The 26,313-nt window shown below is 39.8% G+C and carries 28 protein-coding genes; 20 read left to right on the top strand and 8 right to left on the bottom strand.

Features of this window, described 5'->3' with window-relative positions; translation table 11 throughout:
• The first annotated feature begins 116 nt into the window (after positions 1–116).
• Positions 117–710 carry a YqiA/YcfP family alpha/beta fold hydrolase gene (locus BVC89_RS25420; RefSeq protein WP_086933902.1) on the top strand — a complete coding sequence of 198 codons (594 nt, stop codon included), beginning with the start codon at positions 117–119 and terminating at the stop codon, positions 708–710.
• A gap of 14 nt (positions 711–724) precedes the next feature.
• Here the strand turns inward: BVC89_RS25420 and BVC89_RS25415 are convergent, their stop codons facing one another.
• The gene (locus tag BVC89_RS25415; protein WP_216825050.1) at positions 725–1,759 is read right to left on the bottom strand and encodes a catalase; all 1,035 of its coding nucleotides are present in this window, start codon (positions 1,757–1,759) and stop codon (positions 725–727) included.
• Between the two features lie 138 nt (positions 1,760–1,897).
• Between BVC89_RS25415 and BVC89_RS25410 the strand changes: the two genes are divergently transcribed.
• Positions 1,898–2,335, top strand: a complete 438-nt coding sequence (locus BVC89_RS25410) for a MarR family winged helix-turn-helix transcriptional regulator (protein ID WP_086933901.1) — start codon at positions 1,898–1,900, stop codon at positions 2,333–2,335.
• An 8-nt stretch (positions 2,336–2,343) separates the two neighbouring features.
• Here BVC89_RS25410 and BVC89_RS25405 read toward each other — a convergent pair whose 3' ends face one another.
• Together BVC89_RS25405 and BVC89_RS25400 are read right to left on the bottom strand one after the other, a co-directional pair.
• Positions 2,344–2,862, bottom strand: coding sequence for a hypothetical protein (locus BVC89_RS25405; RefSeq protein WP_086933900.1), 519 nt, complete (start codon positions 2,860–2,862; stop codon positions 2,344–2,346).
• 157 nt (positions 2,863–3,019) lie between these two features.
• Positions 3,020–4,615 (bottom strand): winged helix-turn-helix domain-containing protein, encoded by a 1,596-nt coding sequence (locus BVC89_RS25400; protein WP_158658122.1) that lies wholly within the window; start codon positions 4,613–4,615, stop codon positions 3,020–3,022.
• A 287-nt stretch (positions 4,616–4,902) separates the two neighbouring features.
• Between BVC89_RS25400 and BVC89_RS25395 the strand changes: the two genes are divergently transcribed.
• The 10 genes from BVC89_RS25395 to ybaK all read left to right on the top strand — a co-directional run bounded on the left by BVC89_RS25395 (position 4,903) and on the right by ybaK (position 11,097).
• Positions 4,903–5,262 carry an MmcQ/YjbR family DNA-binding protein gene (locus BVC89_RS25395; RefSeq protein WP_086933898.1) on the top strand — a complete coding sequence of 120 codons (360 nt, stop codon included), beginning with the start codon at positions 4,903–4,905 and terminating at the stop codon, positions 5,260–5,262.
• Positions 5,263–5,283: 21 nt separating this feature from the next.
• Positions 5,284–5,934, top strand: a complete 651-nt coding sequence (locus BVC89_RS25390) for a phytanoyl-CoA dioxygenase family protein (protein WP_086934750.1) — start codon at positions 5,284–5,286, stop codon at positions 5,932–5,934.
• Between the two features lie 37 nt (positions 5,935–5,971).
• On the top strand, positions 5,972–6,751 hold the full coding sequence (locus BVC89_RS25385) for a class I SAM-dependent methyltransferase (protein WP_086933897.1): 780 nt from the start codon (positions 5,972–5,974) through the stop codon (positions 6,749–6,751).
• A gap of 84 nt (positions 6,752–6,835) precedes the next feature.
• Positions 6,836–7,135 carry a DUF1330 domain-containing protein gene (locus BVC89_RS25380; RefSeq protein WP_086933896.1) on the top strand — a complete coding sequence of 100 codons (300 nt, stop codon included), beginning with the start codon at positions 6,836–6,838 and terminating at the stop codon, positions 7,133–7,135.
• A gap of 78 nt (positions 7,136–7,213) precedes the next feature.
• Positions 7,214–7,978, top strand: a complete 765-nt coding sequence (locus tag BVC89_RS25375; RefSeq protein ID WP_086933895.1) for a phytanoyl-CoA dioxygenase family protein — start codon at positions 7,214–7,216, stop codon at positions 7,976–7,978.
• A 64-nt stretch (positions 7,979–8,042) separates the two neighbouring features.
• Positions 8,043–8,513, top strand: a complete 471-nt coding sequence (locus BVC89_RS25370; protein ID WP_086933894.1) for a Dps family protein — start codon at positions 8,043–8,045, stop codon at positions 8,511–8,513.
• 174 nt (positions 8,514–8,687) lie between these two features.
• Positions 8,688–9,047 carry a GFA family protein gene (locus tag BVC89_RS30865; RefSeq protein WP_086933893.1) on the top strand — a complete coding sequence of 120 codons (360 nt, stop codon included), beginning with the start codon at positions 8,688–8,690 and terminating at the stop codon, positions 9,045–9,047.
• A 14-nt stretch (positions 9,048–9,061) separates the two neighbouring features.
• Positions 9,062–10,282, top strand: a complete 1,221-nt coding sequence (locus tag BVC89_RS25360; RefSeq protein WP_216825048.1) for a winged helix-turn-helix domain-containing protein — start codon at positions 9,062–9,064, stop codon at positions 10,280–10,282.
• Between the two features lie 64 nt (positions 10,283–10,346).
• Positions 10,347–10,619, top strand: a complete 273-nt coding sequence (locus tag BVC89_RS25355) for a hypothetical protein (RefSeq protein WP_086933892.1) — start codon at positions 10,347–10,349, stop codon at positions 10,617–10,619.
• Positions 10,620–10,629: 10 nt separating this feature from the next.
• Positions 10,630–11,097, top strand: coding sequence for a Cys-tRNA(Pro) deacylase (gene ybaK / locus BVC89_RS25350; RefSeq protein WP_086933891.1), 468 nt, complete (start codon positions 10,630–10,632; stop codon positions 11,095–11,097).
• A 169-nt stretch (positions 11,098–11,266) separates the two neighbouring features.
• On the opposite strand, the gene BVC89_RS25345 is transcribed toward ybaK, so the two are convergent.
• From BVC89_RS25345 to BVC89_RS25335, 3 genes are read right to left on the bottom strand one after another with little or no spacing between them, the layout of a single operon-like run.
• Positions 11,267–12,430 (bottom strand): ABC transporter permease, encoded by a 1,164-nt coding sequence (locus BVC89_RS25345; RefSeq protein WP_086933890.1) that lies wholly within the window; start codon positions 12,428–12,430, stop codon positions 11,267–11,269.
• On the bottom strand, positions 12,427–13,188 hold the full coding sequence (locus BVC89_RS25340; RefSeq protein ID WP_086933889.1) for an ABC transporter ATP-binding protein: 762 nt from the start codon (positions 13,186–13,188) through the stop codon (positions 12,427–12,429). The genes BVC89_RS25345 and BVC89_RS25340 overlap by 4 nt, the downstream gene beginning before the upstream one ends.
• Positions 13,185–14,678 carry an alpha/beta hydrolase gene (locus BVC89_RS25335; RefSeq protein ID WP_086933888.1) on the bottom strand — a complete coding sequence of 498 codons (1,494 nt, stop codon included), beginning with the start codon at positions 14,676–14,678 and terminating at the stop codon, positions 13,185–13,187. The genes BVC89_RS25340 and BVC89_RS25335 overlap by 4 nt, the downstream gene beginning before the upstream one ends.
• Before the next feature lie 407 nt (positions 14,679–15,085).
• On the opposite strand from BVC89_RS25335, the gene parE reads away from it, so the two are divergent.
• The 4 genes from parE (at position 15,086) to BVC89_RS25315 (ending at position 18,693) form a co-directional block, all read left to right on the top strand.
• Positions 15,086–16,972: a DNA topoisomerase IV subunit B gene (parE, locus tag BVC89_RS25330; protein WP_086933887.1), complete on the top strand. Its 1,887-nt coding sequence runs from the start codon at positions 15,086–15,088 to the stop codon at positions 16,970–16,972.
• A 242-nt stretch (positions 16,973–17,214) separates the two neighbouring features.
• Positions 17,215–17,514, top strand: coding sequence for a hypothetical protein (locus BVC89_RS25325; protein ID WP_086933886.1), 300 nt, complete (start codon positions 17,215–17,217; stop codon positions 17,512–17,514).
• 280 nt (positions 17,515–17,794) lie between these two features.
• Positions 17,795–18,094, top strand: a complete 300-nt coding sequence (locus BVC89_RS25320; protein WP_086933885.1) for a hypothetical protein — start codon at positions 17,795–17,797, stop codon at positions 18,092–18,094.
• 74 nt (positions 18,095–18,168) lie between these two features.
• Positions 18,169–18,693: a DUF6985 domain-containing protein gene (locus BVC89_RS25315; RefSeq protein WP_086933884.1), complete on the top strand. Its 525-nt coding sequence runs from the start codon at positions 18,169–18,171 to the stop codon at positions 18,691–18,693.
• A gap of 487 nt (positions 18,694–19,180) precedes the next feature.
• Here BVC89_RS25315 and BVC89_RS25310 read toward each other — a convergent pair whose 3' ends face one another.
• Complete coding sequence (locus tag BVC89_RS25310; protein WP_216825047.1) at positions 19,181–19,708, bottom strand: helix-turn-helix transcriptional regulator; 528 nt, start codon at positions 19,706–19,708, stop codon at positions 19,181–19,183.
• A 318-nt stretch (positions 19,709–20,026) separates the two neighbouring features.
• On the opposite strand from BVC89_RS25310, the gene BVC89_RS25305 reads away from it, so the two are divergent.
• From BVC89_RS25305 to BVC89_RS25290, 4 genes are all read left to right on the top strand, one after another.
• Positions 20,027–20,716: a MipA/OmpV family protein gene (locus BVC89_RS25305; RefSeq protein WP_086933883.1), complete on the top strand. Its 690-nt coding sequence runs from the start codon at positions 20,027–20,029 to the stop codon at positions 20,714–20,716.
• A 366-nt stretch (positions 20,717–21,082) separates the two neighbouring features.
• On the top strand, positions 21,083–22,663 hold the full coding sequence (locus BVC89_RS25300) for an SdiA-regulated/phytase-like domain-containing protein (RefSeq protein ID WP_086933882.1): 1,581 nt from the start codon (positions 21,083–21,085) through the stop codon (positions 22,661–22,663).
• A 323-nt stretch (positions 22,664–22,986) separates the two neighbouring features.
• Positions 22,987–23,265, top strand: coding sequence for a hypothetical protein (locus tag BVC89_RS25295; RefSeq protein ID WP_086933881.1), 279 nt, complete (start codon positions 22,987–22,989; stop codon positions 23,263–23,265).
• A gap of 1,018 nt (positions 23,266–24,283) precedes the next feature.
• On the top strand, positions 24,284–25,636 hold the full coding sequence (locus BVC89_RS25290) for a leucyl aminopeptidase family protein (protein ID WP_086934747.1): 1,353 nt from the start codon (positions 24,284–24,286) through the stop codon (positions 25,634–25,636).
• A gap of 119 nt (positions 25,637–25,755) precedes the next feature.
• Here BVC89_RS25290 and BVC89_RS25285 read toward each other — a convergent pair whose 3' ends face one another.
• Positions 25,756–26,313, bottom strand: a complete 558-nt coding sequence (locus BVC89_RS25285; protein WP_086933880.1) for a hypothetical protein — start codon at positions 26,311–26,313, stop codon at positions 25,756–25,758.

The following is a 26,313-nucleotide window of genomic DNA, read 5'->3' as shown; positions in this document are numbered from 1 at the left end:
TACTATAGTAGCTATGGATTTTTGGCTGTTGCTTAATCCATACAGATACCATATTCAGTGCTAGTTTTATTTCCAGCTTTAAATCCAAATACTGACGCAAACGAATAGGTGTAGTAATGACATCTGTAATTTATATTCATGGCTTTTTAAGCTCCCCGCAATCACGTAAAGCGCAAATATCCCAAAAGTGGTTTATGCAGAATTACCCAAATATAAACTTCTTATGTCCTCAGCTATCCTCTTATCCTGGTTTAGCACGTGAAACCTTAAAAGATGTATTAGAGCCATTAGCAAATGAAAAGGTATACGCAATTGGTAGCTCCTTAGGTGGCTTTTGGTCTACTTATCTAGTAGAAAACGGATGGGTAGAAAAAGCCGTTTTGGTTAACCCTGGTGTTTTGCCTCATACACGTTTTCAAGAGTTTTTAGGTAGAAAACTTAAGAGTTATTACACTGAAGATGAGTATATGCTCACACAAAAGGATATCGACGATCTTTGCCGAGCTGATATTCCTACCATTACTAAACATGATAAGTTTTGGCTAATGGTACAAAAAGGTGACGAGACACTTGATTATCGACTTGCGGTCGAAAAATATCAAAACTGTAAGCAATTGGTTGAAGAGGGAGGGAATCACAGCTTCGAAGGCTACCAACGTTGGCTGCCAGAAATTGCACAGTTTTTTTTCAACGATGATAGCCGTATCTGAATGAGCACTCGTGATTATGGTTTTGTTTGCTCATAGATCCGCTTGCTAAAAGTAAGTGCGTAAGCGTTTCGCCTTGCTTGTAGCAAAGGGTCTGCTGATGGCGCGAAACCTTCGGATAGCACCATCGGGTCATAGTTAATTCTGTCGCAACTTCCTTTCTGTTCTGATTGAATACGCTTAACCTTGAGTTTTGCCGCAATAATTTTCTTGTGTTCCCCTTTCCAAGGAAGAGCAGCGTTCTCAACAATATCATTGGGGTTGGCTAGAGTGACTACCATATCCCATGTAACACCCTGGGTGTTAAGATTTTCTTGCATATTTTCAAAGAAAAAATTGTGCTTAGGTGTTTTAACTATTTTTTGTTTTTTAGAGGGGATAAAAGACCATCTAACAGCCGTTTTTTTACCTTGTGCATCTAATAGATAAAAGCTGTTGATACTATTGAATGTATTGCCTTCGTAAGGTGTTAACGTTTTAAGTTTTGTTGATTGATGCTTCTTAAAACGTCGCAAATCTGGGCTCTTATTTTTAAATGCTTTGACTGCATCGCCACCTTTAGTCTTAGCAATCATTAATTGCGCAAATGCTTCTGGTGTTGCTACCGGGAAAAAGTCCAGGGTGTTCATCGACATGAGATGATGATTTTCTCCGCCTGTTGCAATAGCTAAACTCATTCCATAGTCTGCTGGTACATCATCAGCGGCATCACTGTTGCCTCCCTTGTGTGATAATCGACCTATAACCTCAAGATTTTTAGAGAATAAGACGCTACTACTATACTGCTGAATGGCTTTGTCATGAGGTATTAAAGTTGCGTCAAAGCAGAAACCTTTTGTGTGATTACGGCGCTTACCCTTAGTAACACCAAATAGCGACTCAAAAGAACTGACAATACTGCCTGTTGTATTGCCATTATGCATGGCATAGGCCGGGGTTAGCATTGTGCTAGTGACTATTAATCCTAAGCCCAATTTTTTAAGACTACGGGGCCAGCTCATCTGTTCGGTTTTCTCACCAGTTATGCTTCTTATTCTATTATTGATATTCATACCAGCCTCTTTTAGTTCGTGCACTAATATTTAATATGCTTACATAATATTAGTGTGCGAACTATTTTTCAACTAAATGTTGGAAATTTAACTCTTCATAAGCAATAATTAGCGTTTGTAACATCTCGGAGGCGTGTTTTGTCAGTACCTACACTAGATAGCCAGTTATGCTTTGCTCTGTATTCCGCATCGAGCCACCTAACGAGTATTTATCGCCCCTTACTTGACCCTCTGGGTCTCACCTATACCCAATTTATTGTACTTATGGCGTTGTGGGAAGAGGACAATATTTCCATTAGCCAGCTAGCCAAGAAAGCCAGCTTGAGTAAGGCTACGATGACACCTCTACTCAAGCGGCTGGAACAAAAGCAATTGATCCGGCGGCAAGTGCTCACTGAGAACGAGCGTCAAAAGAATATTGTGCTCACGGATGCGGGGCGAGATTTGTCGAAAAAAAGTGCTGAGATAACCGATAAGGTCTTCTGTTCAACAGGTTTGACTGTTGAACAGGCCAAAGAAATTATGTCACTGTGCCGACTTATGCTGAAGCACGGAGATATTCAAAAGGCTTCGTAAACGATGTCTTATAGTTTCTCTAATACTACGGGGTTAAGCGTATGGGAGAAGTTAACCGCGTGGATTTTCCAGCCCTTTGTTGTATTAATCAGTAGCCAGCTTTCTTGTCCCCAGTTTCGCTTTGTGTCGTTCTGGTAGAACACATAGTCGAATACAACGGATGCAACATCGTTGTCTCGGACAATTTCCACATTGTCGAAGGTTTCTCTGAGTGAAGCTGGATTCTTAACGATATCGTCTATGAAGTTTTCTGGAGTGCTGTGAATCACCTTTGGTTGTTGTTCAAATTTTTTGTTTTTCTCGATAAGTTGTTGTCGAGTTTGGTCAGATATTACACCTATCCAGGAAACTTCCTCTTCAACAAAAAGGGACAGAAACTTTTCCTTATCTTTTCCAGCTATCGCCTGCTTAAAGCTAGCGATGATATTCCAGATATCTGCGTTGCGTTCGTGCTTGGTACTGGCATAGCTATAAAGTGAAGTGGTAGTTAAACCAATGATTAAAAAAATTGTGTAGAAAGTTTTCATATGCTTGCTCTCGTCATTGCGTACAGTAAAAATAAGAGAAAGACAAACATGACTAAAATGATAATGTGAAGCTAAGGAAACTTTCTGAAATTTTCTGAAATACGTAGCTAAAGCGCTTTTAACCTATTGAATTTTATGAATATTTCTTCTTTTTCTTTCAGTGCTCTTCGGTTGACCTATGCGCTCTTATTTTTGCCAGCCAAGCGTCTATTCTTGGTTCGAGGGTGGAGAGTTCTCGTTGTTTGATTATGTGCAGCGAGCGCTCTGCGGTATTTTTCGCCATTGCTAAATCATGTTCAGCCAAGGCTAGCTGGGACATTCTGATTAAAATATTGCTTTGCCCATAAGGACATTGCAATACCTTATGATGATCCATCGCGAGGCTGTATTGCTGGCGAGCCTGTGAGTATTCCTTTTTATGAAAGTGCATTTGGCCCTTAATTTCTGCAATCTGGGCGAGTAGCAGCCAGTCCTTTAATTTTGACGCTTCACTTTTCGCTTGCGCTAATATGTCGTTTGTATAATCCACTTTACCCTGTTGGGCATAGTTGATAGCTTGCCATAAGCGCAAGCGGGGAAGTTCATTATCTAATGTTGATAATGTTGCCTTCGCGATAGCTTGGTTTAATAGCTCTTGTGCCTCACTGTACTTTTTTTGCTCGACGAGTAGTCCTGCTAGCAATCGATTAGCGGTTAGATTATCAGCCTCTGTGGCTATTGCTGCCTGCAGCAGAGAAGTAGCTTCTGCCGTTTTATCTTCTTGTATTAGCTCCAAGGCATTTGCCAACATCTCATTGGCAAAAGAAGAGTGATAAGAACTTTGATCTATCTTAGGTGAATGGCTTAATTTATCCGCGATAATTTGGGCTACTTGGTCAACAGCTGCTGAGACATTGTTATCTAGCACGGCACCTCTTTCTACACCATCTTGTCGGTAGAAATTGTAGATAAGCCGATAATCCCTGGTTGATCCCGTCAGTTTCATCTGCACAATAAAGCTTGCCCCCGAAACCTGAAAAATTTGTCCAATTTGTTCTTGGGTATAGTGTTGCATCGGCATGCCTGCGCGTTTCATTACTTCTATCACATAATCCGCTTGTAGCACTCCAAGTGTATCCGAGGAGGATAGGCGCTGTATCAACTGATCCATTGCGCCATAGCGAACCCATTTATGATCTGTATCGCTAAGCTCATTTTGAGCAGGCAGTATGACAAGAGAGCCTGATATAACAGCCTCTGAATTTTCTTGATAAGTCTGATTAAATATAAAGATTGCCGCTACTATAGTCACTAAAAGGCTCGCTAAAAGTGACATATATATAGCGACATTTTTTAACTTCAAAATTGAGTGAAAGCGCTGGTATAGGCTTGGCTGAGGCTCCATAACCTCTGCTAAAGAATGATTATCTTGAATCGCCTCAGTATTACCAGATGGGTGTGGCGAAGATACTTCTTCTATATCTGCAATCCAGGCGTAACCCTTTCTAGGGTAGGTCTTAATTACATCATAGCCGCGGAAAAGCTTTCGTATCTCCTTGATTGACTGAAAAATTACCTGCTCATCTACAAGGACATCATCCCAAATACTGTCTAATATGTGTTCTTTACTAACAACTTCTCCTCTGGCGCGCACTAATAATAGAAGCAACTGAAAGGTTTTCAAACGAATCTTAAGCTCGTTTCCTGCGGGGGATGCCACAGTGTGTGACTGGGGGTGTAGCTTGTGTTGAGCAGTAACGTAATAGATATTCACGTAATATAGAACATTCCAAATAAACAGTAGCAAAGACTAATGTGATAGTAGCGTAAATGGGAAGGGATGTATTGCTGTGGTTGAATGTTTTAATTACTAGTAATAGTTCTTCATTAGCGACTTTAATGGCAATAGATGTCTGTATGCTCGAGCATGATAGTATAGCGATGAGTTTAAAGTGGTTATAATAATTTTAGTGGTTAAACAGCTTTTGGCTATCGAGCCTTTAATCATATTAAAACTGGTATCGAAGTTAACTTGGTAGGCTAAATAACAGGTTAAATTATATGACATACGATGAATACAATAACTTCTGCCAATCTCTGCCTTCGACTACCCATGTTGTTCAGTGGGGAGGTGCCCATGTCTGGAAAGTGGGGGGGAAGGTATTTGCCATTGGGGGGTGGGAAGAAGAGGGTAAGCCCGCCGTTACTTTTAAAGTTTCTGATCTGAATTTTGATGTTTTAAAAGATGAAGAAGGTTTTAGACCTGCGCCTTATCTGGCATCGCGTGGGATGAAGTGGATACAACAACAGGACACCTCTGCGGATAAAGATGAAAATCTAAAATATTATATTAAAGAATCTCATCGCATCGTTGCATCAGGCTTAAGTAAAAAAAAGCAAAGAGAACTCGGTTTAATGTAATACTATTTGAAAAATGTGAAAATGTTAGAAAACGGATTCGAACTTATAGAAAACTTTATTTCCAGTATGGAAATTGAAGAGTTGTTAGAAGAGATAACACCTTTAGTATCGATGGGGGTGTCTGGTAGTATTAGGAATATCGAGAAGAAATCAAAAAAGATTTATGAATACTCTCGATCCAACAAAGTAATAGATAGTATATCTCAATATCTACCTGGTCATCCGAGACTTACTCGGGCAATATTTTTTAATAAAACAGCAGATAAGAATTGGTTGGTGACTTGGCACCAAGACAAAACGGTTGCTGTTTCAGAAAAATTCAATGTCCCAGGCTGGGGCCCTTGGAGTACTAAGGATGGTGTATTGCATGTTCAGCCCCCTGTAGATGTATTGAATCAAATGGTAACGCTACGTTTGCATTTAGATGACACAAATCTAGAAAATGGTTGCTTAAAAGTACTTCCCAATAGTCATCAACAGGGTATTCTCTCGCAAAGCGCATTGAGCGAGTATGTTTCCAAAAACAAAACATTTAGCTGTATTGCTAATAAAGGCGCTGCACTTATTATGCGGCCTCATTTGATACATTCCTCAGCTAAAGGCAGTAGACCCTCTCAGCGGCGTATCCTGCACTTAGAGTATGGTAGTTATCATTTACCACCGGGAAGTTAACACTAATGCGCTGATGCACTAATGTATAGGAGCCACAATGGATTATATCAAAGTGAATAAAGACGCATGGGATAAAAGAACAGAAATTCATGTTAAATCGCGTTTCTACGATGTTGATGGCTTTTTAGCTGGAAAAAGCTCGCTCCAAGAAATTGAATTAAATGAAGTAGGTTGTGTAAAGGATAAAACACTACTTCACTTGCAGTGCCACTTCGGTCTCGATAGTTTGTCTTGGGCACGCATGGGAGCAGAAGTTACTGGTGTAGACCTTTCGCCTATGGCGATAGAACAGGCAGTTAATATTGCCAAACAAGCAAAGCTAAAAGCACGTTTTATTTGCACCGATCTCTACAGTTTTGGTAGAACGCCAAAAGCATCGAAAGATGTATACGATATAGTTTTTACCTCATATGGTGTTGTTTGTTGGCTACCAGATCTCATCGAATGGGCGGATATCGTGGTTCGTCATTTAAAACCGGGCGGTATGTTTTATATGGCAGAATTTCACCCATTTTATGACCTTGTCTCTGGTTACTCCTACTTTCATAAACCAGAGCCTGATATTGAGGATGCAGGCACATATACAGAAAATGATATAGGTGAAACTTCAACCTTAGCCATGTGGTCTCATCCCATAAGTGATGTGCTTAACGCTTTGACCTCAGCAGGACTGCGGATTACCCAGTTTAACGAATATCCCTATAGTCCGTACAATTGTTTTGACGGGTTAGTTGAGAGAAAAAAAGGCAAATTTTACCTTACCCACAAAAACCAAGACGTTCCTTTAATTTATAGCCTTAAAGGAATTAAACCATAGTAGCCAAATCATAGTAATTAAGCCGAAGTAATTAAGTGCTATAGTCTTCTACCAACCCAAATTAACTAGGAAAGTAGGTTTTTTATGAGTTATGAGCGAATTATGGGAATCAATGTTACGGATGATAATAATTATCAAAATTATAGAAATGCTATGACACCACTGCTACATGCTGTAGGTGGTGATTTTGGCTTTGATTTTAAAGTGTCTGAAGTTTTGAGATCAAAATCAGAAGACAATATTAATAGAGTATTTACTATTGAGTTTCCAAGTGAAAAAGTTATGAATGACTTTTTTTCATCTGAAGAGTATTTAAAAGTGAAAAATTTATACTTTGATGTATCTGTGAAGAGCACAACGGTTATTTCTATGCACCAAAAATAAATAATAATCCCTAGGGCCTATTATCAGGCCTTACTCACTCTAACAAAATACGTACGAAGATAGTATGGCGAGTATTCTATGAAATCGAGATACCATGAAAATGGGTATTTTGTTATCCGTAATTTATTTACCGTAGAAGAAATTAGTATCGTTTCTGAGGTGCTAATTGAATTTCATGAATTATGGATGAAGAGGAATCTGGAGTATTATACAAAAGGTGTCATTAATTCTGCATATATCACTGGTACTGAATACCTCGATCAAGCAAAGAGAAATCTCCTTTTTCAGTTTATTGGCTCATCAAAGCTAATGACTGTGGTTTCAAATATATTGCCTCAAAGGCATGCTGCGTTTATGAATACGCAGTTATTCTTTGACCCTATGGATAAAGAGCAGAAGAATTATTGGCATCGAGACCCTCAATATAACCTTTCCCTTGATCAACAGAAAGAGGCGCTAAATGGTCCTGAAGTTATCCACTTTCGTATCCCTTTGGTCGATGAACCAGGAATTGAACTAGTACCAAAGAGTCATAAAAATTGGGATTCTGAAGAAGAACTTGATGTTCGCTTACAAAGAAATAATCGGAAAAACTGTGAAGATCTATCTACTGGATACATAGTCGAGCTTAATGCAGGAGACCTGCTTGTGTTTTCAGCTAATATTATTCATCGAGGTTTATATGGCATGGATCGTTTATCATTGGATATACTGTTTTGTGAACCAGAGCGAAGTTTGAGTCAGTTTATTAATGAAGACTGTTTACCCAGTAGAGATTTTCTAGAAAATATTGAAAATCCTTCAGCATTTATGAATACTTTAAAATTAAAAGCTGAGCGTTAGTAAACCTTGGATAAAAGAGATTAATCTAATTATAAACACCCACACACAAGTAGAGAGCACTAGAATGACTGGTATTGATATTGGAATAGAAGCGGAAGATCGAGAAAAAATCGCCGAGGGCTTAAAAAGGTTATTGGCTGATTCTTACACCCTATACCTACAGACACATAACTTCCATTGGAATGTGAGCGGCCCGCAGTTTAGAGAGTTACACCTGATGTTCGAAGAGCACTATACCGAGTTAGCGGTTGCTGTAGATGATATTGCTGAGCGTATTCGAACGTTAGATTTCGCCGCCCCAGGAACATATAAAGAGTTTTCTAAACTGAGCTCTATTGAAGAGGTAGAGGGCGTGCCTAGCTCGGAAGAAATGGTTGATTTGCTAACAAAAGGACACGAGCAAGTTGTAAGAACTTCTCGACAGGTATTGAAACTTGCGCAATCTGCAGATGATGAGTCTACCGCTGCTTTAGTTTCAGATCGTATGCGTATTCATGAAAAGACATCATGGATGCTTCGCGCAACAAGAAAATAATATCTGTATCCTCTTAAATGTTGTGAATAAACATTAAGAGGATAAATCAAAGATCGAATTTTTTATCATTATTCACCCAGTTAAAATCGAGTTGTTCAATTTCCTATATGATAATGATGGTAAAAGTTGCACAATAGCAAATATACTGAAAGAAAATGAAAAATAAGGGGCAATATGTTTCAAGGGAAATGCCATTGTGGCAACATTAAATTAATTATACCAACCCTAACAGAGACTGGTACGTGTTGTAATTGCTCTATTTGTGCAAGGTATGCAACAATCTGGGGGTATTTTAAAGCTTCACAGGTAAAAATAGTGACTAGTGAAGACTTTATATCATCTTATTCCTATGGGGAAAAAAATATTAATTTTAATCGTTGTAGTCAATGTGGCTGTGTCACCCATTACACACTAGCAGATGCTAGCCCCGATTCAAAGCTGGCCATTAACTATCGTATGTTTGATAGTTCTATCCTTAAAAAAATTACCTTAAGAACCTTTGACGGTGCTAACACATGGAAATATTTGGATTAAATTTTTAACTACATATGGCGATAATTAAACTTAAACAACCACAAGAATTATCCCGCTTACGCCGTTTGGCCCTAGCCTCCCAAGGTTTGTTGCAAGCTCAAGCATATGGACGTGGCTTAATCGGCGCAAAAAAAGCCATTAATCATATAGGCTATGTTCAAATCGATACTATTTCTGTTGTCGAGCGGGCACATCATCATGTGTTTTATTCAAGAGTTCCTAACTTCAAGCCAGCAATGGTTGATCAAATGTTGGCAGATAAAAGCATTTTTGAATACTGGTCTCATGCTGCCGCTTTTTTACCAATTGGGGACTTTCGCTTTTCGCTACCATATAAGCATGCAATTAAAAGTGGACAAACTCACTGGTATAAAAATCATGATAAAAAATTGATGGGGGAACTGCTAACACGCATACGCATAGATGGCCCATTACGCTCGCGTGATATAGAATCCAACACAGATAAACTTGCAGGGTGGTGGGACTGGAAACCTGCAAAAAAAGCGCTTGAGCAAATGTACATGGAAGGTGATCTCATGGTCAGCAAGCGCGAAGGATTTCAGAAAACCTATGATTTAACCGAGAGAGTATTGCCTGTTCACATCGATACCACAATGCCTAGCACCGAAGAGTTTGCAGCGCATCTTATTGAACAACAATTACGTTGTCACGGTTTTGCTTCACTTAAAGGCTTAACGTATTTACGCAAAAATACTGAACTACGTAAAGCAATGAAAACTTTAGTCATGTTACGTTTAGGCGAAGGTACTTTAGATCAAATAGAACTGAGCAATGGTGAAAGGTTTGTATTAGAACCTGGTGCTTTTGAACTACCGCTACCACGTCTAAATAAGCGTTTACTAATTTTATCTCCCTTTGACAATAGTGTAATTCAACGTGATCGCTTGAAGGCGATATTTAAGTATGATTATCAAATAGAGTGCTATGTTCCAGAAGCCAAGCGGCAATTTGGCTACTTCTGCCTACCACTACTTTATGGTGATCAGTTTATTGGTCGAATGGATTGTAAAGCACATAGAAAGACTAGACATTTAGAAATTAAGGCTCTGCATTTAGACGGCCATAATTGCGATGAAGATTTGATCATTGAGGCATTTATTAAAGCGATAAAAAAATTTTGTCAATTTCAAGGCTGCGATAGTGTATCCCTAATAAATTCTTACCCGAGAAAACAAACTCTGGGTTTACGCCGCGCACTTCAATCTTTAGGATAACCTTAACTAGTGTAGACAGGCTTTAGTATTAATAAGCCCCAACATAAAAGTGAATACAATAAGTATGAAAAAGTGGATAATATCTTTATCGATCTCTTTCGTCATAACCACCGCCGGTCTTATCTATTTTGTTTCTTTTGTCGTTCAAGACCAATGTTTGGCCGCCGGTGGCCGCTGGCTAGGAACATTTGAGGGTTGCCAAGGTGGCAACGGCTATTCTACTGACTATTTAAGCTCACCCTTGGCTATCGGCATTTATCTTGCCATTGTTGTGGCAATCGCGAGTGCATTTGTTCAATTTTATTCAATCGCCGCAAAGCTATTTAAACTTTCTTAAAGAGGTGACAATGACACCTGCAATTAATGTCGTAAAAAAGAACAATATTCACTATACACTACATGAATATACTCATGAGGCCTCAAATACGTCCTACGGTAGTGAAGCGGCAGAAAAGTTAGATGTACCTGAAGAGCGAGTATTCAAGACTCTTGTTGTTTATTTGGAAAATAAAGATCTAGCCGTAGCAATTATTCCTGTTTCATACCTACTAAGTATGAAAGCTATTGCCAAGGCTTTGGGTGCCAAAAAAGCGGTGATGGCTACTCCGGCCGATGTGGAACGGGCAACTGGTTATGTTCTTGGTGGCGTCAGCCCTCTTGGACAGAAAAAACGGCTAAAAACAATAATTGATATTTCTGCTCAAAGTCATACCACAATATATGTTAGCGCTGGCCGTAGAGGCTTAGAGATTGAACTTAAACCTGAAGATCTAAAGACGCTGGTCAATGGAAAATTTGCTGAACTATGTCAGTAAATGCATTGCCTAGAAAGCTGTTTCTCAACTTGAGAATGTTGATAAGACAAGGCAAAAATAACCGAAAAAGCGCAATTTACATAAAGTAATTGAACATTTTGAAGTAATTTTTAATGTTTTATTAGCAAGAGCAGTAGTTGTAAAACGGCTTCTAAGATCTTGCTCGGATTTAACCAATAATGATCTTTTCCTGCCTCAATACTTGCATTCCTGCTAAAGTGCATAAAAAAGCACAGGCGATAGACACTAAACTAGTGATACTGATATGCAGTAGGGATGCCCCATCTCCGCCAATAATATCAACGAATAATGCTGTGGGTCCGAGTAGCGGTACAAACATTTGCCAGGTTTCAGCACTGCCAGCATTAAATGTTAAATAGAGCCCTGGAGCCATTGGTAGCATAATAATTAAGCTATTATAAGACTGCGCATCTTTAAATGAACGTGCAAAAAATGATACTAGTAACTGTAGTGACACAGCAAAGAAAATAACCGGAATCAAAATTAGTAGAATGATAAAAAATTTGTCCGCTCCCATAGTTAAACGCAAACCTAGTTCAGCCATAGGAGAAAGCTGAATGCTAATAAATTGTAGAGCGATACCGATGGCAGTAACTGCAAAAGTCACAATTGCAGCGGCAATCCATTTACCCAAGAAAACATTAATATGAGATACCGGGTTAATTAATAGTGGCTCTAATGATCGCCGTTCTCTTTCGCCGCTAGCCATATCTGAAATCATTCCAATGCCAGATGCAAAGGCAATCATCAAAATAAACATAGGCAAGCCTGCGAGTATTTTCGACGCTAAACGTTGATCGCTGGTGACATTAATATCGTGAATAGTGACTGGATGAGCGATGCCAGGGCTGACATTACGAGTAAGCAACCTCAGAGCACCTGTATGTTGTGACCAACGGTTAACTAAATATCGAATACGTGCGACTTTAGCTTGAGTATTTGTACGAGAATGATCTGACAACAAGTTGATTTTAGCCGAGCGCTGCTGGCGAAAGTCGTCGACAAAGCTATCTGAAACTACGAGCACCATGTCGAACTTTTGTTGCCTAATTGCTTGCTCAGGATCTTGTGGTGCTTCGACAATCTTGACCCCCGCTTCTTTGAATACATCGATAAGGGGCAAAATATGTTCCTTACCGTGAACAGGGAGAGTAATTTCGCTTCTGTCACTTTGCATGGAAACCAGGAAATGTGTCGAGCCAAAGGAGACAACGGCTAAGATTAATGGCAGTAGAAATGCAGTCGCCATGGATTTACTATCTCTTAGAGCATCGAGAATTTCTTTTTTAACAATGATAAAACTTTGATTCATTCGCTTAACTCTTGTGTGTTTACATTTTTTGCCATGTCTTTATATTCGTAAGCAAAATGCACAAAAGCATCTTCAAGATTAGTAGTCGATGCATTATGGATAATCGTATTAATATCTCCTTCAGCAACGACTCTACCTTGAGCAATAATGCCTACGCGATCACATAAATGAGACACTTCATGCATTAAATGACTGGAAAAAATAACACATTTATTTTTTTCTTTAAGCGTAAGCAGTAACTTACGCACGGCTCTGGTTGTTAATACATCTAAGCCATTAGTTGGCTCGTCGAGTAGTATATAGTCTGGGTCATGAATAATTGCTCGAGCAAGGTTCACCTTCATCCGTTCCCCTTGAGAAAAGCCGGCAGTTTTGCGATCAATGATATTTTCCATGCTGAGCAACTCTGTCAGTTCAGCGATAGCGCTTGTAATTGCTGGTGATGGCATACCATGGAGTTCTCCAAAGTAGCGAATATTTTCGCGGGCGGTCAGGCGCTTATACAGACTTCCTCCATCAGGTAAAACACCGATTTTTTTTTGTACAGCAAGAGTATGATGCCTTACATCTAAATTATCGATGGATATTGAACCTGCCGTCGGTGTGAAAATACCATAAAGCATACGCAGGGTTGTAGTTTTACCCGCACCATTGGGGCCCAGTAAGCCGAAAATTTCTCCACGCTCAGCATTCATATTTACCTTATCAACGGCGACAACTTCACCAAAGGTTTTTCTTAAATCCTTAACAACTATCATAATGCTGGCTCAAGATTGTGTGAAATTAAACTGGGTCCTGCCCCATCAATAAAAAATCGCGGTGAGGTAATATTGTTGGCGCATTTGCTATCAATATCTTTGACCGCCATTGGATTTTTAACAAAATTGGAAATAACGTCGGGCATACAACCAAGGCTAGAAATAATGTGATGTCCACCAGGTGCGACAATGTGTTTGTAATGGCTTAAAAATGGCTCAAGGGTTTGGGCCCAGCGTGGCGGCGTTGCCGGATCGTAATTACCCGAGAGCATTAATGTTGGTACATCGAGTTTTTCCTGTTCGAAATAACTGCTAGCAACATTGCCTTTGGGAAAATAGGCACAGCTTTTTGCGATATCATCTGGTGGTGGCATAAAAAGCGTTCGATCGTACGTTTCTTGTGTACTCTGCTGGCGTAGACTTAATTGATAATCTTCTGTACATAGCACGGCCAGCTGCATGCCTTCACTAACACCATTTGAAATGTTTTCGAACGCTAAAGCATAGATACTGTAGAGCGTAGAAAAGTCTCCTTGCGTTGCCTTGTAAAGCGCCAGAGGTAAGACAGCGATAACTTCACGACTATATAAAGTCATTCTTGCCCAACCAGAAACAACTTCGTGATCGATAAACACTTGGTGTATCTTTTCTGTTCTCGGATGCTTTAAAAGTACAGTTTGTGATTCTTTAGTTAACCTGTTCAATAGCTTTAACCACGAGCTGCGTAAATTTGGGAAAGATTTTTCACACTCCCTATCGGCACTACAGGAATCGAAAACTTTTGCTAGTGAAGCACTGGAGTCCTGCTGAGCGTGAAAAGGAAGCATGATATGAACCGGAGCCACGCCATCTAAAATAATACCGGCACTGGTTTCTGGAAACTCTCGAGCATAAGAAAGAGCGACACGGGAACCATAAGACCCGCCCCAAAGAATAATCTTTGTATAACCTAAAACTTGCCTAATATTATCAAGATCGAAAATGGCTTGAGGTGTGGAATACTGAGCTAAATCCGCTTTATAACCTGCAATACAAGTTTGAAGAGCTTCGAGCGATTTCGCTTCCACTTCACTGGGAGGTAACGCAGCATACGCGAATGTATCAAAGTCACAGTTGAGAGGGTTGGATTTTCCCGTACCTCTTTGATCTACAAAGATAAAGTCGTGCTCAATCAATAAATTGGCGAACTGCTGTCGAAACGAAGTTGCCAAGTCGGTGGAAGCTTGGCCTGGCCCTCCTGCAATGAAAAATATGGGGGGCTTGTCTGTTTCTCTAATGGCCGGGATGCGCATAAGATACACATCTATCTTATCTGAACGTATATCTTGAGGGTCTTCTGCTAGGGCTATTGAACCGCACTCGGCGCCATAAACACTTTTCTTACCGGAGGTTTCCGTGCACCCCGATGGGGTCAATGTGGCAGCAAAGCTAAAACTGCTGAAGCAGAAAAAAAGAGAAATGCAAAGTTGCCAAAAACTTAATCGGGTCACGTTTTGTGCTTCCTCATCATGAGTATATCTAGGTCGTGGCGTACATTAGCTTAGGCATGTTTTTGCCGTCAACATATCAACGTTAGGAATCATTTGTTCTGTGTCTTGTTTGCCAAAGCTAATTATCTATACATATATACACTATTTACATGGATGTTTTTATATTTATAGATACATATTGCATTTGTCTGCTAAAAACACAGCTACTAAATGCCTATATAATGGTAGTGTTGTTTTATACCTAGCTAGAATGGTGCATGAGAAGATTGTCAATCTGAAGATTTTGTAAAAAAGGCAATTTTTTAAGGGTGTCCTGGCGCTAGCCTAGTGTAATGTCTGCTATAGTTCGAGGTTAAAAAGTTCGCAGCTGTAAATGAAGTTCAGAAATAAGTTTAATTGAATAATATATGAGCAATTATAATTCGGAAGATATTGAAGTCTTAACAGGGCTTGATCCGGTTAAAAAACGTCCGGGGATGTACACGGAAACCACTCGTCCCAACCACTTGGCCCAGGAAGTTATCGATAACAGTGTGGATGAAGCACTCGCGGGCTTTGCCAAGAAGATCGAAGTTATCTTGCATAAAGATCAGTCTATTACTGTAGCTGATGATGGTCGCGGTATGCCGGTAGATGTTCATCCTGAGCAAGGTAAGTCTGGCGTTGAAGTGATACTTTCAACCCTTCATGCCGGAGGTAAGTTCTCCAATAAGAACTACCAGTTCTCTGGCGGTTTGCACGGTGTTGGTATCTCGGTTGTCAATGCATTGTCTAAAATGTTGGAAGTGACAATCAAGCGTGATGGCAAGGTATACCGTATTGGCTTTAAAGATGGCGAAAAATTTTCTGAACTGGAAGTGGTCGATACTTGTGGTAAACGTAACACGGGTACCGCTGTTCGTTTTCTACCGGATCCAAAATATTTCGACTCATCAAAATTCTCCGTTCCCCGCATGCGCCATGTATTGCGCGCCAAGGCTGTACTATGCCCAGGCTTGGAAGTTGTGTTCACCGATGCCCAAACAGGCGATGTTGATAAGTGGTATTACGAAGATGGTTTAAAAGACTATCTTGTTGCCGCCACCCAAGGTTGGGAAACTCTCCCTAGTGAGCCCTTCATTGGTACGTTTACCGGCTCAACCGAAGCTGCCGACTGGGCGGTGCAATGGCTACCTGAAGGTGGTGAAGTAGTACAAGAAAGCTATGTTAACCTTATTCCTACAGCCCAAGGTGGTACACATGTCAATGGTTTGCGTACGGGGCTATTAGATGCCATGCGTGAATACTGTGAAATTCGTAATTTGGTGCCGAGGGGAGTGAAGCTCGCCCCTGACGATATCTGGGCTAATTGCTGTTTCGTATTATCATCCAAACTGGAAGACCCTCAGTTTTCCGGCCAAACCAAAGAACGTTTATCGTCGCGAGAAGCAGCAGCCTTTGTTTCCGGTGTTGCCAAAGACGCCTTCAGCTTATGGCTAAACCAACATACAGAAGAAGGAGACAAGCTCGCAGACTTCTGTATTAGCAACGCACAAAAGCGTGTACGTTCATCGAAGAAAATTGCTCGTAAAAAAGTTACCCAAGGTCCTGCATTACCGGGCAAACTTGCCGACTGTTCCTCCGGTGATCCAGCCATGGGGGAATTATTCCTGGTGGAAGGTGACTCGGCGGGTGGTTCTGCCAAGCAAGCACGTGATAGAGAATACCAAGCCATCATGCCTTTGCGAGGAAAAATCCTTAACACCTGGGAAGTGGATAGCGCCGAGGTATTAGGCTCCCAAGAAGTGCACGATATTTCCGTCGCCCTCGGTATTGACCCAGGCTCAGACGACTTAGAAAAACTGCGCTACCATAAAATTTGTATCCTAGCCGATGCGGATTCCGACGGTGCACACATCGCAACATTATTATGCGCACTGTTTGTACGTCACTTTCCAGCATTGGTAAAAGCCGGCCATGTCTTCGTCGCCATGCCCCCCCTATACCGTATCGACGTTGGCCAAGAAGTTTACTACGCCCTCGATGACAGCGAAAAACAAGGGGTTCTCGACCGCATCGAAGCCGAAAAGAAAAAAGGTAAAGTCAACGTCCAACGCTTTAAAGGCCTTGGCGAAATGAACCCCCTACAGCTGCGCGAAACTACCATGGCTTCAGATACAAGAAGGTTGGTACAACTCACCGTTGAGTCCGGCGATGACACTTTCACTTTGTTAGACATGCTACTTGCTAAAAAACGCTCCAGCGATCGTAAGGGGTGGTTGGAAGATAAGGGCGATTTGGCGAATGTGGATTGATGTGTAAATAGCAGTAAAAGTTTTTAAATTTTTACTGCTTTAATTTATAAGTGGTGAGCTACTACTGAAGGAAAACTGACAAATTTTATTAAAGAAGAGTTGTAGGGCTTACAGTAACAAAATGTACTTGGTTATCATCTAACGCACGGTGTCATTACGATTATCTACTGCGATATCACGCTTTTAATTAGGTTTTACTACAGGGCTCTCATTTTATATCTAGGTATAAATAGGAGTTTAAATTGGGAAGTATATTGATAGAAGAACTTTATGAATTGGTTCTTGAATATATTGAAAAATTTGGCCGATTTGAATCAGAAGATGTCAGACAAGTGTTCGAAAGCTTCTTTGAGTCTTACAAAATTGAAGGGCAGTTAAAACGCATGATGATTACTCCCGAGGAAGCTGCTCGAGCTCTATTTACTGAAATTCATATAAAACTTATTAACAAGAAAATAGAGAAAGATGTTGTTGAGAATAAAATCAAAATAATAGAAGGTTATAAAAAGCGAGCTTCGGATATTTTTGGCGGTGGAAACTGATATGGAATTATGCAATATCTATAATGGTTCCTGGAGCTACTTGAAAGTACGAATCTAAAACTATGAGAGGATAGAGAAATTCAAAAGTAGTTCCTCTCTCTATTGTTTAAATCTTTAAGTGATAAATTACTATTTATGGTAAGGCTAGCCTCTATCCTATAGTGGAATGATAAAATCCCAGACGAAATTTTAGAATTGGGAGGGAGAATCGGCTCTATACTTTTTTCTATACCTGAGAATTTAATATCAGCTCTTAGTTACTTTTCTTTGGAGAAAAATAGTGTTTGATAAACTTAGTTACAGTGGAATAAAGTATCGAATAGAGCCGGCATTAGGTCGGACATTAACAATTGAAGAAAGAGGATGTAACTCAAAAGCTATTCGGCTCAATGAAAATGCATTAAAGGAAGCTCGTTTGTTGGGTACGAAGTCACCTATGCATGCTTACAATTATATATCGTATGTTATTCATCCTGAATTGAGAGCATATTCTCAGGAAATCGCGATGGATGTTGTCTATGGTGGAAAAGATACTATCGGAAACAATATCTATGAAATGGCGGGCATTAAAATTGAATAAAGCGATGGTGTTATAAATGTATGGCGGTAGTATTGGGAAATAGTTTTTAAAGTGCTTTTTTAACTTTAATAAAAATGAAAAAGACTAAAATAAAATCTACCAAGCAATTGATCGAAGTCTTAACAGTATTAAACCAACATACCTATACAATTTCAGTTTGGTCTGAACTCTTTAAGCAGAAAATCGAGGTCAATTTGTATGCTAAGACCGGGGATATGTCACTTGACATTACGGATTACTCCCTTGATTGCTTTAATATGATCTTTGATCTTGATAAAGATGAGAATTTGCTAGACGATATAAAAAGTGCTATTTGGAGCCAATTTAACGCCGTGGTTGCTGCGACGAGTTATAACCAAGTTCCGGAAAAACTACGTAGGGAATGTGATGGAGATGAAGAGCAAGCAAATCGCAAATATTTCGGCGTTCAATCACTTGATGATGCATTTGCTTCTTCCACACTAGACTACATATATATAGAAGCTGAAAACTACTTCTTACCTAAAATATACTTAGCTATCGTTTTTCAAATCCCTTGGGAAGATGAGCATGGCATAAGTTTCCATATAGAGAATGGAAAAATAGCGAATATTGAGTAGCTGTGGAAAATGTAACCAAGGACTTTGATTGGAGATCAAGACTGTGTCTTTAGGAACTGCAAAGGATTTAGTTTCTAGGAGAACACTTATGAGTAGGTTTAGTAGATTGTCGCATGATGTGTTGTACTGTAAGCGCTATATCTACAATTGAATATGTTGAAAATTTTCGTTATAGCAAGGGCTTAGTGGATTAGTTAATATAACAATGTTGTAGCGTATGTATAGACACCCGGAAGATTCTAAACTTAAAACGTGTAGTGCAACTTTCGGGTTGGCGCGTAAGACTTAAGGTTTGCGAGGATTGAAACGTCTGTTTGAAGTTTTTATAAGCTTATGCTGAAATCGACAGGTGTGTGTCATTAAAAGCATAAGTTTATAAAAACGTAGTATGGTCAGTAGTATTCAATAATGGCGAGTATTCGAGGTGGTTTTGTTCCATCGGACTGAGGATAATGGAACCATCCCCTCTAAAATTATCATAGAACGCTCATGCTTCTTCGGTTTTAGGCAGTAATAGGTCCTCCAGAAAAAAGGCTGCAAGTTCTGCTCGTCCTTCAAGTTTGGCTTTATTGTATATTTGGCTAGCTTGGTGGCGAACGGTTTTTTCTGTCGTAGAACGCATTTTGGATATTTCTCGCGTACTAACGCCTTTAATTAATAATATTGCGACCTCTTTTTCGGCATTCGACAAGCCCCATTCATTGAATTGTTCGTCGATTTTGACGCCAAGCCCCTCAAGAAGCTTCGCTGCTTTATTTTTCCAGCGAATCAAATCGGTATTGGATTTGCGCACAACATCCTCTAAAAACTTATTGCGCGCACGAGTCGCCCTTGGACGATGGAAAAGAATATAGGCCAAAATTACAAAGAGAAAGATATTGATCGCACTGTCTAACATAAGATCGTACCACGTGGCTCCCTCCATGAAATCGAAGTAGTAATCAGCAATGGCGCTGATAAATACAATCGTAATTGAAAGCTGAATACAAAACTTTTCGATATCATTTATTTTCATTAACACACTCCAATATCAATTTGAAATCCCTCTATTATTTTATCCTTTTCTACCTGACGAGCATCGGACATCCGTCCTATTGGCTACTTAAAGACCAAAAATAGGCATATGCCTGATGCAGTACCAACAAAAATCATATGTTCTAGTGAGAATTCACTAATCTAAATCGAGAACACTATATATACAAAATTTTGTTGTTTAATATTATTCGCCATTTTTTTTTGTGTCTCATCACGTGTCGACACTTCCGACCCTCTCGAGTTGAACCCTGAAAGCCCTTGGTACTTAGCTGAATTTGACGCTGGCTAGTATTCCGATATCGGTATCGGGCTAGAGTACGAGCCGACTTATGCTGGATCTGACGAATATAGCACTGAAGCAGATGCATTCGCGCGCACCTTCTACAGAAACACCAAGGGTCAGAGATTCTACTTATCACTTGGTGAAATTGGTATCTTACAGCCCTTGCCTAATGATATGCAGTTTCAAGCGTTCATAGAGTATGAAGAAGGGAGAGAAGTGTCAGAAGATGACACATTGCAAGGCTTAAACGAGGTAGATTCTACATTTGAAGGGCAATTCATTCTTGCCAAACGTTTTCACAACGTAAGTGTTTTTGGTGTATTGCAGCCAGATTTAACCGGTGATGCGAATAAAGGCCTTGTATGGTTTATAGGCGCTACTTTCGATCATTTATTGGCGCCGAATTGGCGCATGAACTCTCGAGTCGATGTGAGTGGTGGGAATCGTGAATATATGCAAACAGAATTCGGCATCACAAAAGAGGAAACGATGCGAACCAACTTTGACGCATACACCCCTGACGCGGGCCTAAAATCGACTACAGTCAGTATCACCTCAGAATTTTACTTCACAAAACAACTAAGTTTACTTGGCACAATTGAACTAGAACATTACTTTTCAGAAGCTGCCGATAGCCCCCTCATCCGTGATGAAGGCAGTAAGTCAACGGTCGAAGCGGGTGTATTACTCCGATACCAATTTTAGATTTGCTCGCTGACTCCTTTTAAGATCGCGCTATTTAAAATAACGACAATTATTAAACCGCGAGGCCTGTAAACTGTAACGCTTTATTTCAGGCCTTATTAATTTCAAATGTGTTTATTTCCAATAAGCAAATCAATAGATCAGCAAAGGGACTTGTACATTGAAATCATCCAACGGAGTGAAAGGCTTGCTTGGTTAAGTTAATCCAACGCACTAGGACAGGTATATCCATCAATAGTTTAGTCTTCGTCAAAAAAAATCATGCTACATATGTACTAAGCAGGTATGTTTAAACATTTGCCCAATTCATCAACGTTTTAGTTCTTTTTACATTTCACATTCCTTAATGTAGATGAGTAACTAAACATGTTCAAAAAAATTAAATTCCTTTGTTTCTGTATAGCCTGTAACCTTTTGACGGGCTGTGGTGGAAGCAATGACAATAATAATGACGACCCTGACAACTCCGCTTTTCCAATTATAGAAAAACTAGAACTCGACTTCACACTATCACTGTCTGATCTCGGTGTAACACCTCAAACCTTAAGTGGTGTCACTTTTAACACTGAACGTGGTGTATTCACGATTTTAGATAACGAAGCCACAATATTTTATTTACAACCGGATGGCTCACTAGATTCGTCGACTAAGATTCAGGGACTCGAAGGAAGCACATTAACCGGCATCGAACACATTGAAAATGATGTGTACTTGCTGAGTGATCTTGCGGGCGTTGTTTACCGTTACGACGCCTCCGATAGTAGTTTGAAGATCGAAGCCGATCTATCTGGCGATATTAGTAGTTTGAAGGCCGTGGCGTACGACAGCCAAAATCTCGAAGTGGTTCTGATAAGTGACGCTCCAACAAAAAAATTATTTCGAGTGAGTCAAAATCAGACTGTTACCCAAATACCTTTAGAATCAAGATTCGAAAATTACTCGATTGACGGTTTACAAGTTGGTGAAAATGGTATTTATATTGCCTCTAAAGGTTTCTCTGGTCCATCGGCTGAAGAAGAAAATGCGGTCATTATTTTAACAGATGAATCGGGGCGTTTTGAGAGTGCGTTGAGCCTCGATAATTCGGATATTTCAGGGCTGGCTATTTTGGATGAAGAGGGACATGGCTTCATTAGTGTTAATGGCGACACACAGGCCAGTATTACACTGTATGAGCCAACACCAGAGGCCAGCACGCCAGAGTTTACGCCCCTATCCGGTGTTGATTCACTAGAACTAGACTTTGATCAGCCTTCAGGTATCGATTTTAATCTAGATAATCAAGCATTTTATTATATAACGGATTTCGGCGAAGTAAGAACTGGTGACGAACTAGGCAACAACGAATTATTATTCGAATTAGAAAACCAACAAGGCAGTTACGAGTCAATAAAAGCCCATGTTAAAAACCAAGAATTAACAATATTCTTATTAAACTCAGATGAAAGTGATGATAACAGTCGTATTCTGACCTTTAATTCAACAGGCGAACTTCAAAATACGCAACTAATTGACAAAGTTGATGAAAGTCATGTTTTCGAATCTCTAGAGTATAACGCTGGCACACAAACTTTATATTCACTTAATTTTAACGAGGGTTCTCCTAAGTTTTTATATGAATTCACAGAAACAGGAATAACCACAAATCCACTTGGAGAAATGTATGATGATTATGCTATCACAGGGATGGCGATGTCTGAAGATGCTAACACTTTGTATTTTGTTACCAAAGAGTATGTCGAAGGTGATACGATGTTTGCTGGAGTATTAGTTGTTTTCGATCTGACACAGTCACTAGAGATAGCTCGCTTCTCCATTACAGATCCTTCTGACCCGATGGTCGGTCTGACTGCCCCTTCAGGTATTGCACTCGATCAAAACAACAACTTGATCTTTATTACGACTGATATGGACGACGCTACACTTAATATCTATCAGACTCCCTAAGGTAAGAATGGGTACATCGCTACGACGAACGCTCGTAGCGATGTAGTTAATTTGTTCGATGACAACTTGCTCTCTTGTAAACGGAAGTTTTTATCTAAAATCGACCTTGAGATTAAGGAAACCGAAATTTATAGGAAAAGCGGATTTATATCTTGCTAGTGCAGAAAACTTTCGTCATAGCCAGGGCTTAGTGGATTAGTTAATATAACAATGTTGTAGCGTATGTATAAATACTCGGAAAGCTCTAAACTTAAAAAGTGTATGGGTAGAATGTGATTTTTCCGGGGCCAAAACCCAGTCTTTATGTCCGTCGGTGAATAGCAATGCTAATATTTTTAATCATATTAATGCCAATAGTTTTACTCATTATTTCTATAATACTAGCACTTAAACTAAGTTATGTCGGTGTGTTTATTGCAACATTTTTCGATACTATATATTTATGTTTTATTTTAGCTGTACTGTCGAGCATGGGGCATCCTAACGCGAAAATAATAAAAATAAATTGGAGTAATCATCTTACTACAATTATTGGGTTTTCTGCAGCATGTATCATGGTTTTATCTTTAATCGCTTTTTTAAAAAATAAAGGCATTACGTAAAGTGCACCAGATTTTTGATAAAAAATATCTCGTGACTTTAAACCTCATAACTTTAATTAGGTGACTGAAAAATCGAAAAGGAAAAAGCTATATCCTGCGGTGAAACAGCAACACAAATGGCAAAAGAGTTTATGTTTTTCCTATGAAGGATATTGTGATTCTAGATATAGAGGCCTGTGGCCTGTATTTTTATTCCTATCCAATCGAAATAGCAGTATAAAAATCAGGTGAACTGTGTTCTTGGCTTATAAAACCAGAACAAAAATGGACTTATTTATGTGCGACAACTGAAAGCCTCCGTGGCATTACTCGAAATTAGTTGGTACACGAAGGGCTACTGGTGAATAAAGTGGTGTCTCAGCTTAATGGGTTTATGGAAGACTTTGAAGGTAGCTTATATAGCGATGAAGATTGATGGGATACCGATTGGATAGATACCTTGTATTTCGTGGTCAAACAATCCTGCCATTTCCATATCGCCTCTATTTATGATTTGTTAGGTAGTATTTTATGTTTTGCTATATAGTACCCTAAATAGTAGTGCTTTCATCACTCTATTTTACAATTACAAAGCCGAACTAGCCACACTAGGCCGATTCAGGCATCATCGTACACAGAGTGATGTTAAAATGATCGCAGAGGCGTTTAAACTGGCTATCACAGCTTGAAACTCATATAAATGCAAAGTCTAGCTAAATATTTCATAACTTTATGCTTAATTCTACATAAAGTTAAAAATTATTGCGTTAAGTTTAAACAAAATGTGCTTGCTTGAATAAAACCTGTTAAGGCTAGATTACTTTGGCTTTTTAATAGTTAGGGATTCACGTTTTTCTATGTCACTTTTTTGTAAATCAGGCTTCATAATTTTTTTCAATAGGCGTATCCTGCATAAATATAATTATCTGTTTGTAAATTAATGTATGCAAATTAAGATTACTCCCAATGAGATTCAAAAAAATAATTAATTAATTAAACGCCTTAAAAGAATAAATACCAGATATCTATGGATGCCAGTATGTTTAACTTAGTTTACGGTCGTGAAGGCCGCCCCATTAGAGTTATTAAAGACGATAACTATGAACAGTGGTTAGCGGAGCAGTCAGTATTTATTCGCAATTGGCTGGTACATTCTGGTTTTGAAGGTAAGGGCTATTGCCTTATTCCCAAGCAGGACGGACATTTGGATCAGGTCGTCGTAGTTGTCACCGATGATCACTCTGTATGGCAGTTGTCGGATTTGGCAAAGGCGTTACCTGAAGCATCCTATTATCTCGAAGGAAGTTCTGAGCAGCTAGCGGCAGCGGCGCTAGGTTGGATACTGGGTCAGTATCAGTTTACAGAATATAAGGATGGGGTAAAGCACGCCACTTTGTGTGTTAATGACGAAACTGTGGTTAACAATGTAACTGCCCTCGCTAAGGGGGTTGTGTTAACGCGAGATCTGGTAAATACACCCGCTGGCGATATGATGCCAGAGCATTTATCCCTGACTATGCAAACACTAGGGCGTGAATATGGGGCGCAATTTTCAGAAATTGTAGGTGATGAATTACTTAAGGAAAACTTTCCAACCATCCATATGGTTGGGCGTGCTTCGGAGCACGCTCCGCGTTTATTGGAGCTTAATTGGGGTGAGGAGTCAGCACCCAAACTATGCTTGGTCGGTAAAGGGGTGTGTTTTGATAGCGGTGGATTGGACTTAAAGCCCCCCGCAGGCATGCGTCTGATGAAAAAAGATATGGGAGGGGCTGCCCATGTGCTAGGGTTGGCCGCTATGATTATGGCGAAGTCACTGCCAGTTCGTTTACGCGTTCTTATACCTGCGGTTGAAAATGCCGTTTCTGGTAACGCTTTCCGACCAGGCGATATTGTTACCACACGTAAAGGTTTAACCGTTGAAATTGATAACACGGATGCCGAAGGACGGTTAGTCTTGTGTGATGCACTGGCTCTAGCAGATGACGGTCAACCGGATTTAATTGTTGACTTTGCTACCTTAACCGGCGCTGCACGGGTGGCTCTCGGTTTAGAATTACCCGGTTTCTACAGTACCGATGATGCCTTCGCGGCAGAATTGATGACCGCTGGAGAGAGCGAAGAAGACAACGTTTGGCGATTACCCTTGCACCAGCCCTATGCCTCATATATGAAGGGCTCTATTTCAGATTTAGTGAACTCGTCACCCACGCCAATGGGGGGGTCAATTACTGCTGCGTTATATTTGCAAAAGTTTGTTGAACACAGTCCATGGGTACACTTTGACGTGGGTGCGTGGAATGATCGCGTCAGGCCTGGTCGACCAAAAGGTGGAGAAGCCATGGGCTTGCGAGCAGTCTTTAAAGCGTTAGAAAAACGCTATGCATCCTAGGTCATGTTAAGCTGAGATTTTGTATGTATCGGGTTTGAAATAAAAACTATTATTTTTATTGTTAGTGTCGTTATAACTGTCTTTATCGATTGAATGGCCTCTTGTGTATGAGGCCGCAGTTATTCCGCAAAAGTTCCTAGGTGGGAGTCAAAAATGATACCGCTTAAGTCAAAAGACTCAACAACAGTTTTTAAGCGTTCTTGGCAAAATAAGTCTAAACAATTATCAAATTTAGTTTTGAAAATTAACTTATTTCCTACGCTATCAAGATTAAATACTTTCTCTGTATCACTAGATTTTTCTTCAATCACATCAGCGAGAGTTAAGCAATTAAATATTTGATACTCATCCCAGCTATCACCGTTTTCAATTAAGATAGGTAAAAATTCACCAAAAGGTGACAAGGCTTCACCTAGTAAACGAAAGGCTTTAGGTGAGAACAGCAATGTTGCATTCAGCCAAGTGGTTATATCGGGAATTAGATTCTTTTCACCTTCTAACGCTAAAAAGCCTGTTCTCATCGGTGGCCAAAAATCCGCCATAGCAATGTTTTCAGCACTAAAATTTATTCTCTGTACATAGTTAAACTCATCAGGGAAGCTATCTATAAAATCATGAACTCTCAAGTCTAACGCTTTATATTTGAAGTCATTTTGCTTAACAGTATATAGAGTCAT

Origin of the sequence: Agarilytica rhodophyticola, from assembly GCF_002157225.2 — a bacterium.
GTDB lineage: Bacteria > Pseudomonadota > Gammaproteobacteria > Pseudomonadales > Cellvibrionaceae > Agarilytica > Agarilytica rhodophyticola.
The sequence above is the reverse complement of the archived record's forward strand: the minus strand, read 5'-3'. Positions and strand labels throughout refer to the sequence as shown.

What these genes read in the sequence shown, in the direction of transcription:
- BVC89_RS25390 (WP_086934750.1), top strand. Translation starts at nt 5,284, where the DNA reads ATGTTAGAAAACGGATTCGAACTTATAGAAAACTTTATTTCCAGTATG.
- BVC89_RS25290 (WP_086934747.1), top strand. Translation starts at nt 24,284, where the DNA reads ATGTTTAACTTAGTTTACGGTCGTGAAGGCCGCCCCATTAGAGTTATT.
- BVC89_RS25355 (WP_086933892.1), top strand. Translation starts at nt 10,347, where the DNA reads ATGAAAAAGTGGATAATATCTTTATCGATCTCTTTCGTCATAACCACC.
- BVC89_RS30865 (WP_086933893.1), top strand. Translation starts at nt 8,688, where the DNA reads ATGTTTCAAGGGAAATGCCATTGTGGCAACATTAAATTAATTATACCA.
- BVC89_RS25420 (WP_086933902.1), top strand. Translation starts at nt 117, where the DNA reads ATGACATCTGTAATTTATATTCATGGCTTTTTAAGCTCCCCGCAATCA.
- BVC89_RS25300 (WP_086933882.1), top strand. Translation starts at nt 21,083, where the DNA reads ATGTTCAAAAAAATTAAATTCCTTTGTTTCTGTATAGCCTGTAACCTT.
- BVC89_RS25360 (WP_216825048.1), top strand. Translation starts at nt 9,062, where the DNA reads ATGGCGATAATTAAACTTAAACAACCACAAGAATTATCCCGCTTACGC.
- ybaK (WP_086933891.1), top strand. Translation starts at nt 10,630, where the DNA reads ATGACACCTGCAATTAATGTCGTAAAAAAGAACAATATTCACTATACA.
- BVC89_RS25345 (WP_086933890.1), bottom strand. Translation starts at nt 12,430, where the DNA reads ATGAATCAAAGTTTTATCATTGTTAAAAAAGAAATTCTCGATGCTCTA.
- parE (WP_086933887.1), top strand. Translation starts at nt 15,086, where the DNA reads ATGAGCAATTATAATTCGGAAGATATTGAAGTCTTAACAGGGCTTGAT.
- BVC89_RS25405 (WP_086933900.1), bottom strand. Translation starts at nt 2,862, where the DNA reads ATGAAAACTTTCTACACAATTTTTTTAATCATTGGTTTAACTACCACT.
- BVC89_RS25340 (WP_086933889.1), bottom strand. Translation starts at nt 13,188, where the DNA reads ATGATAGTTGTTAAGGATTTAAGAAAAACCTTTGGTGAAGTTGTCGCC.
- BVC89_RS25415 (WP_216825050.1), bottom strand. Translation starts at nt 1,759, where the DNA reads ATGAATATCAATAATAGAATAAGAAGCATAACTGGTGAGAAAACCGAA.
- BVC89_RS25395 (WP_086933898.1), top strand. Translation starts at nt 4,903, where the DNA reads ATGACATACGATGAATACAATAACTTCTGCCAATCTCTGCCTTCGACT.
- BVC89_RS25315 (WP_086933884.1), top strand. Translation starts at nt 18,169, where the DNA reads ATGAAAAAGACTAAAATAAAATCTACCAAGCAATTGATCGAAGTCTTA.
- BVC89_RS25375 (WP_086933895.1), top strand. Translation starts at nt 7,214, where the DNA reads ATGAAATCGAGATACCATGAAAATGGGTATTTTGTTATCCGTAATTTA.
- BVC89_RS25295 (WP_086933881.1), top strand. Translation starts at nt 22,987, where the DNA reads ATGCTAATATTTTTAATCATATTAATGCCAATAGTTTTACTCATTATT.
- BVC89_RS25370 (WP_086933894.1), top strand. Translation starts at nt 8,043, where the DNA reads ATGACTGGTATTGATATTGGAATAGAAGCGGAAGATCGAGAAAAAATC.
- BVC89_RS25380 (WP_086933896.1), top strand. Translation starts at nt 6,836, where the DNA reads ATGAGTTATGAGCGAATTATGGGAATCAATGTTACGGATGATAATAAT.
- BVC89_RS25310 (WP_216825047.1), bottom strand. Translation starts at nt 19,708, where the DNA reads ATGAAAATAAATGATATCGAAAAGTTTTGTATTCAGCTTTCAATTACG.
- BVC89_RS25285 (WP_086933880.1), bottom strand. Translation starts at nt 26,313, where the DNA reads ATGACTCTATATACTGTTAAGCAAAATGACTTCAAATATAAAGCGTTA.
- BVC89_RS25385 (WP_086933897.1), top strand. Translation starts at nt 5,972, where the DNA reads ATGGATTATATCAAAGTGAATAAAGACGCATGGGATAAAAGAACAGAA.